The sequence below is a fragment of the Parvibaculum sp. genome, from assembly GCF_049672805.1.
Taxonomy (GTDB): Bacteria; Pseudomonadota; Alphaproteobacteria; order Parvibaculales; family Parvibaculaceae; genus Parvibaculum.
Genome location: NZ_JBATWS010000169.1, coordinates 1 through 6593 on the forward strand (window position 1 = coordinate 1; position 6593 = coordinate 6593).

The 6593-nt window shown below is 59.4% G+C and carries 8 protein-coding genes; 6 read left to right on the forward strand and 2 right to left on the reverse strand.

What is annotated here, in order from left to right:
• The 6 genes from WBF74_RS05475 to mazG all read left to right on the forward strand — a co-directional run.
• The coding region (locus WBF74_RS05475) for a dioxygenase (RefSeq protein ID WP_424436372.1) at positions 1–636 on the forward strand (636 nt) is incomplete at its 5' end.
• A 69-nt stretch (positions 637–705) separates the two neighbouring features.
• Complete coding sequence (locus WBF74_RS05480) at positions 706–1029, forward strand: XRE family transcriptional regulator (protein ID WP_424436375.1); 324 nt, start codon at positions 706–708, stop codon at positions 1027–1029.
• Positions 1030–1122: 93 nt separating this feature from the next.
• On the forward strand, positions 1123–1314 hold the full coding sequence (locus tag WBF74_RS05485) for a hypothetical protein (RefSeq protein ID WP_424436378.1): 192 nt from the start codon (positions 1123–1125) through the stop codon (positions 1312–1314).
• Between the two features lie 78 nt (positions 1315–1392).
• On the forward strand, positions 1393–2043 hold the full coding sequence (locus WBF74_RS05490) for an MBL fold metallo-hydrolase (protein ID WP_424436381.1): 651 nt from the start codon (positions 1393–1395) through the stop codon (positions 2041–2043).
• 212 nt (positions 2044–2255) lie between these two features.
• On the forward strand, positions 2256–3656 hold the full coding sequence (locus WBF74_RS05495; RefSeq protein ID WP_424436384.1) for an MFS transporter: 1401 nt from the start codon (positions 2256–2258) through the stop codon (positions 3654–3656).
• 53 nt (positions 3657–3709) lie between these two features.
• On the forward strand, positions 3710–4480 hold the full coding sequence (mazG, locus tag WBF74_RS05500) for a nucleoside triphosphate pyrophosphohydrolase (protein ID WP_424436393.1): 771 nt from the start codon (positions 3710–3712) through the stop codon (positions 4478–4480).
• Here the strand turns inward: mazG and WBF74_RS05505 are convergent.
• Both WBF74_RS05505 and hflX read right to left on the reverse strand, forming a co-directional pair.
• Entirely contained in the window at positions 4468–5304 is an 837-nt protein-coding gene (locus WBF74_RS05505) for an inositol monophosphatase family protein (RefSeq protein WP_424436387.1), read from the reverse strand. The two genes, mazG and WBF74_RS05505, sit on opposite strands and share 13 nt — an antisense overlap.
• Before the next feature lie 2 nt (positions 5305–5306).
• The coding region (gene hflX / locus WBF74_RS05510) for a GTPase HflX (protein ID WP_424436390.1) at positions 5307–6593 on the reverse strand (1287 nt) is incomplete at its 5' end.

Below are 6593 nucleotides of genomic sequence, written 5' to 3' on the forward strand. Positions count from 1 at the left end.
CTTTTCGAGTTTGAATATCCTGCACCCGGAGCGCCCGATGTTGCACAGGAAATTGTGGAAGCGGTGAAGCCCGAATGGGTTGGCCTTGACCGGGATCAATGGGGCCTTGATCACGGCACATGGTCCGTGCTTGCACATCTCTACCCGAAAGCAGATGTGCCGGTCGTGCAGCTTTCCATCAATGCGCTGCGGCCGCTTGAGTATCACGTCGAACTGGGTGCACGACTTGCCTCTCTGCGCAAGAGCGGCATCGCCATTCTGGCAAGTGGCAATGTCGTTCACAATCTTCGGCGGATTGAATGGAACAAGCCGAACGCCGCTTTCGACTGGGCGGAACGGTTTGATGAAGCCACTGTCGAACAGATGGCGAGCGTACCGGGCGACATTGTGAAGCTCACCGAACATCCTGATTATGAGCTTGCCGTGCCGACGCCGGATCACTTCATTCCCTTGCTTTATCTCGCGGGCCTTGCTGCGGCGGAAGGCAGCCCGGCGGAGCCCTTTTTGCGGGGTTATTGCATGGGCTCTCTTTCAATGACCAGCTATTCGCTTGGTATTGATACACCACCAGCAATAGCCGCGAAGAATGCAGCGGCAGTACCCGGCCACATACCTGCGGATCAGACGAATATCTGACTATTTGCTCGTGGTTGAAGTTTCCGTCACCCTCGCAGACTATGTCCTTAACGACAGGAGGTTTAAGGCATGAGTGCCGGAATTCAGATCAGTGGACGGGTTATCACCGCCGCACGCGGACTGGCAGGCATCAGCGAAAAGCATTTTGCCGATGCCGCAAGGATCTCCGTTGAGGCTTTGCGTGTGATGGAGGGCGGAGGCAGCGCATTTGTTCGTTCCGAGCAGGATGTCGCCGCCATTTGTCGGGCGATGGATCATTTCGGTGTAATGCTGGTGGAAGAATCAGATGGCCTGGGCGCGGGTGTTCGGCTGAAATTCACCCGGCAGGACGCGCGCCAGATAACTCGAATGGAAGGTGAAGGCGGGATCGTCGGCTCTGACGATGCGCCTTGATCTGCACCTGAGTTAATTCATCTCTGTACGAACAATTGTGTTATTCGTACTTCGCGAAGAGGGGCCGCTGACGGTCATCCTGAAAAATGCTGTGTGGCGGCTTTGGACTCGCCATTCGGCATCCAGATCATCGCCAAGGGTGACAAGGTTCCGTGGATGTCCTCGGCCGGGAATCTTCGTTCTCCCGGCGCATGGGCATTCGCAGCGCTGATCGTCGGCCACATCGTCATGTCGCTCTACCGCCCATTCATCAAAAAGGATAATGCGCTGAAGCGGATGATCTGAATCACCTTAAACCCCACCTGCCCTCTGAAATCGGCTAGAATGCCCGCACAGGCATTCACAATTTATGGATTCGTCACGATGGCTCTCAAGGCCGCGATTCTTCCCGTTACCCCGTTTCAGCAGAACTGCACGCTCATCTGGAACGATGAAAATATGCGCGGCGCCGTCAGCGATCCGGGCGGCGATCTGCCGCGCATCCGGCAGGCTGCCGAGCAGGCTGGCGTTACCATCGAGAAAATTCTGCTTACGCATGGGCATCTCGATCATGCCGCAGCGGCGGGCGATCTCGCGAAGGAACTTGGCGTTCCGATCGAGGGACCGCATGAGGAAGACCTGTTCCTGATTGAAGCCCTGCCTGATCAGGCCGCGAAATATGGCTTCGGCGCAGTCGGGCCGTTTCTGCCAAACCGCTGGCTGAAAGACGGCGATACGGTGGAGTTTGCCGGCCTCACGCTTGATGTGCGCCACTGCCCCGGCCACACGCCCGGCCATGTGGTGTTCTTCCATGAGCCGTCGCGCCTTGCGATTGTGGGCGATGTTCTCTTTCAGGGCTCTATCGGCCGTACGGATTTTCCGCGCGGCGATCACGGCACGCTCGTTCAGTCCATCCGCGAGCGGCTCTGGCCGCTGGGCGATGACGTGACCTTCGTGCCAGGGCACGGGCCGCTTTCGACCTTCGGGGTGGAGCGGCGGACCAATCCCTTTGTTGCGGATGCCAATTTCGGATGATGATGGGCAGGCACTCGCTTTTCCCCCTTCCCTTGCGAAAAGCATGGACAATCTGCGCGTGATCGGTTTCCTTATTCGCGCTGACAAATAATCAGAAAAGCAGCAAAAGGCGCCCTCAAGAGCGCTACCAGAAATGCCGCGAGCGCGAGACGCTCTGCTCGGTTGCTGAGGAAACAGGGATTATGACAACAAATAAAGTTTCAAGATGGCAGATGACCGCTTTCGCCCTGCCATCCATACCCATTGCCGCCCTAGGGCTGCCGCTTGTTGTCTATCTTCCTGCCTTCTACTCACAGGACGTTGGCCTCAGCTACACGCTGGTCGGCCTGATATTCATGCTGGTCCGGCTGGGTGACGTGCTTGTGGACCCGCTGGTCGGTGTCTTTACCGACCGCTATCCGAGCCGCTGGGGGCGGCGGCGTCACTGGATGGCGGTTTCGGTGCCGCTTCTCGCTGTCTCCTGTTATCTCCTCTTCATGCCGCTTCCCTCTGCCGGCCCTGTCTATCTGACGGTTGTGCTTTTCATCGTCTATTGCGGCTATTCGCTGGTTGCCATCACCCATATGTCCTGGGGGGCGGAGCTTTCGACCGATTATGACGAGCGCTCGACCATTCAGGGTATGCGCGAATTCCTGCTCATCTTCGGCATGTTCACCGTGCTCGCCCTGCCCGCCTTCATCGAATGGTCCGCAGATGGCCATGGCGACGGCTTCCTCAAGATGTCGGCAATGGGGTGGTTCATCATCATCCTGCTTCCGTTGACCATCGGCATCGCGATGTGGAGCGTGGGCGAGCGCAAGCATGTGCAGGTGACGGAGCATATTCCCTTCGCTCAGGCCTGGGGCATCATCATCCGCAACAAGGTGCTGCAACGCCTGCTGGTCGCAGACCTGCTCGTTGCCATCGCACCAAGCGTTACGGGCACGCTCTATATCTTCTTCACGGCGCATGTCTTCGGCCTTGCCCAGTCTGCAAGCATGCTGCTTCTGATCTATTTTGTGGCCGGGTTTGTGGGCGTTCCCTTCTGGATCAAGATCAGCCACAAGTTTGGCAAGCATCGCGCTCTCGCCCTTGCCATGTTCTATGGCGCGGCGGTGCTACCGATTGTACTGCTCTTCCCGCGCGGAGAGTTCTGGTGGCTCTTCACCGGCTTCACGCTCTACGGCATCGCCTATGGCGCAAGCTCCTTCCTGCTTCGCTCCATCACGGCGGACTTCACCGACTATGACAATCTGGAAACAGGCCAGCAGCGCACGGGGCTTTACTTCTCGCTGCTCAGCCTGACCGGCAAGGCGGGCTCCGCGCTTGCGGTCGGCATTACCTATCCGATCCTCGACCTTATCGGCTTTGATGCGAATTCGGTGAACCCGCCGGAAGTTCTGAACAAGCTTGCCGCGCTTTATGTGGTTCTTCCTTCGGTCGTCATGCTTGCGGCTGCCTTCCTCGTCTGGAACTTCCCGCTGGACAAGGCGGCACAGGCAGATATTCGCCGCCGCCTTGCCGAGCGCGACCGGGCGCACCAGGATGATACGCTGCAGGAGGCGAGCGAAGCCGCAGCCGCCGTTGTCACGGTCGGCACCGCGAGCGGGATCGTTGACAAACCAGCCGATTGAGGTTCAGGGATTTGACGGACACCCAGCAAAGGATCGATGCCCTTCTCGCTATCATGGCGCGATTGCGCGATCCGGATGGAGGGTGTCCGTGGGATCTCGAACAGAACTTCGCCACCATTGCGCCCTACACCATCGAAGAAGCCTATGAGGTTGCGGACGCGATCGAGCGCGGCGAGCTTGCCGAGCTGAAGGATGAGCTGGGCGACCTGCTTTTTCAAGTCGTGTTTCACGCGCGCATGGCGGAGGAGCAAGGCGCCTTCAATTTTGCGGATGTTGTTCAGGCCGTCTGCGAAAAGATGATCCGGCGTCATCCGCATGTCTTTGGCGATGACGAGCAGAAAACGGCGGGAGCAGTCGCCGGACGCTGGGAAGAGATCAAGGCAGCGGAGAAGGCGTCAAAAGGCGTGGCGCAGCAGAGCATTCTTGATGACGTTCCGCTCGCCCTGCCCGCCCTTTCCCGCGCCGTGAAACTGCAAAACCGGGCGGCGCGTGTCGGCTTTGACTGGCCGGAAACGCGGCAGGTGATCGACAAGCTCAATGAAGAAATGCTTGAGCTGTCGGACGAAATTGCGAAAGGCGGAGACCCCGACCGGCTGGAAGACGAGATGGGCGACCTGCTCTTCGTCTATGCAAATCTTGCGCGGCACATGAAGATTGATCCCGAAGCTGCCCTTCGCCGCGCCAATGCAAAGTTTCGCCGACGCTTCGGATGGATCGAGCAGAGTCTTGCGGCACAAGGCAGGAAGCCGGAAGAATCCTCGCTTGAAGAGATGGACGCACTCTGGAACGAGGCAAAGCGCGCAGAGCGCTTTCAGGACGACTGAGCGTTTCGGAGAGCACGGATGCGCTCGGCGGTGCAGTGCCAGCTTTCCTCATCGCGCGCGACAAGATGCGGGCCTTGCAGTGTGCGAGGCGCATAATCCTCACCCGTTGCCATATCACGGACAACACCACCTGCTTCCCGAAGAATGAGCGAGCCGGGCGCATGATCCCAGGGCAACATGCGGTGATAGGTCACGAAGTCATGGCACCCCTTCGCGACATTCGTGTAGTCCACAGCAGAGCAAAGAAATGATGATTGCTGCCCTACCGTCCCGGCATGGGCGGTGATGGCGGTGCGCCAGTCCTCCGGCATGAAGCGGACATAGAAACTAGCAGCCTGCGCGGCAGGGTCGGCAGGTGCCGCGCCTGCACCGAGCCGTTGCATATTGCCTGCAGCGTACAGAAACGCGCCCTCACTTCGGGCTGACACCACAAGTTCCTCCGTAACCGGAAGATATATCCACGCCCTTGTGACGCTGCCGTTCTCGATGAGCGAGAGCATGACGCCGAATGTATCCAGCCCATCAACAAAGTTCTTTGTTCCGTCCACCGGGTCGATGGTCCAGACAGGCATATCACTTTCCAGAAGCGACAGAAGCGAGAGATCGGCAGAGGCGGCCTCTTCTCCCAGCACATGAGAACCGGGCAGAAGGTTCAGAAGGCGCGGCGTCAGCCAGAGTTCCGACGCGCGGTCGGCGATGGTGACGTAATCGTCCTTTTCCTTCTCTTCGACCTCATGTCTCGCAAGAGCGCGGAAGCGCGGCATGATTTCCTGTGCCGCGACTTCCCGCATCAGTGCGGCGACTTTTTCCGAGAAACGGTCCATTTTTAATGCGCTACCGCCTGGCCTGTGGCGCCAAGGCGCCGCGCTAGGTCGGGGAAACGCTTTTCGAAGCGACCGGCGACGATGGGGGTGAGACCGAGATCCAGATGCACCATCCCCTCCTCATCATCCCGACGGGTGCGGACATGGGCATTGGCGTGAAGCCAGGCGATTGCTTCCCCTTCATTTGCAGGGAGATCGAAATGGACAGGGCGTTCCTCATCCACGATCAGGCTGTCAACCAGCGCCAGCAGCTCATTTGTGCCCGTTCCCTTCATGGCGGACACAGCTGCGGTGAAGGGTTCGCGCGCGGCGAGGTTTATCGCCGCTTCGCGCGCCTCATCATCCAGCAGGTCGATCTTGTTCAGCACATCCACGATGTACTGCCCGTTCTCGACCGCGCTTTCGCGCGTCACACCGAGCGAGGCGAGGACATTCTGGACATCCTGCTTCTGGATTTCCGTTTCCTCATGCGCCGCATCGCGGACATGCAGGATGATATCTGCCTCGAGCACTTCTTCCAGTGTCGCGCGGAAGGCGGCAACGAGATGCGTGGGCAGATCTGAAATGAAACCCACCGTGTCGGAAAGGATGACCTTGCGACCGCTCGGCAGGATGAGGCCGCGCATGGTCGGGTCGAGCGTGGCGAAGAGAAGGTTCTCTGCGAAAACGCCCGCCTCTGTCAGCCGGTTGAACAGCGTTGACTTGCCCGCGTTGGTGTAGCCGACAAGTGCCACCACCGGGTATGGCGCTTCGCGGCGCTTCTTCCGGTGCAGTTCGCGAGTGCGGGTCACAGTCTCAAGCTGGCGCTCGATCTTGACGATCCGCTCCTGAATCATGCGGCGGTCCGCCTCGATCTGCGTTTCACCGGGGCCGCCAAGGAAGCCAAAACCACCGCGCTGCCGTTCAAGGTGGGTCCAGCTGCGCACAAGGCGGCTCTTCTGATAGTTGAGATGGGCAAGCTCAACCTGCAGCGTGCCTTCGCGCGTATGCGCCCGCTCGCCGAAAATCTCGAGAATGAGGCCGGTGCGGTCAAGCACCTTCACGCTCCAGGCCTTTTCGAGATTGCGCTGCTGGCCGGGGCTGAGGGAGCCGTCCACCACGACAAGCTCCACATCAAGCTCCGCGATGCGGGCTTTCAGCTCTTCAACCTTGCCCTCACCGAACAGCGTTGCCGGACGCTGCGTCGCGAGCGGCACGACCGCCGTTCCGACCACGTTGAGAGAGATCGCGGCCGCAAGCCCGACCGCTTCCTCCAGCCGCGATTCAGGCGAACGGAGTTTGCCCGTCCC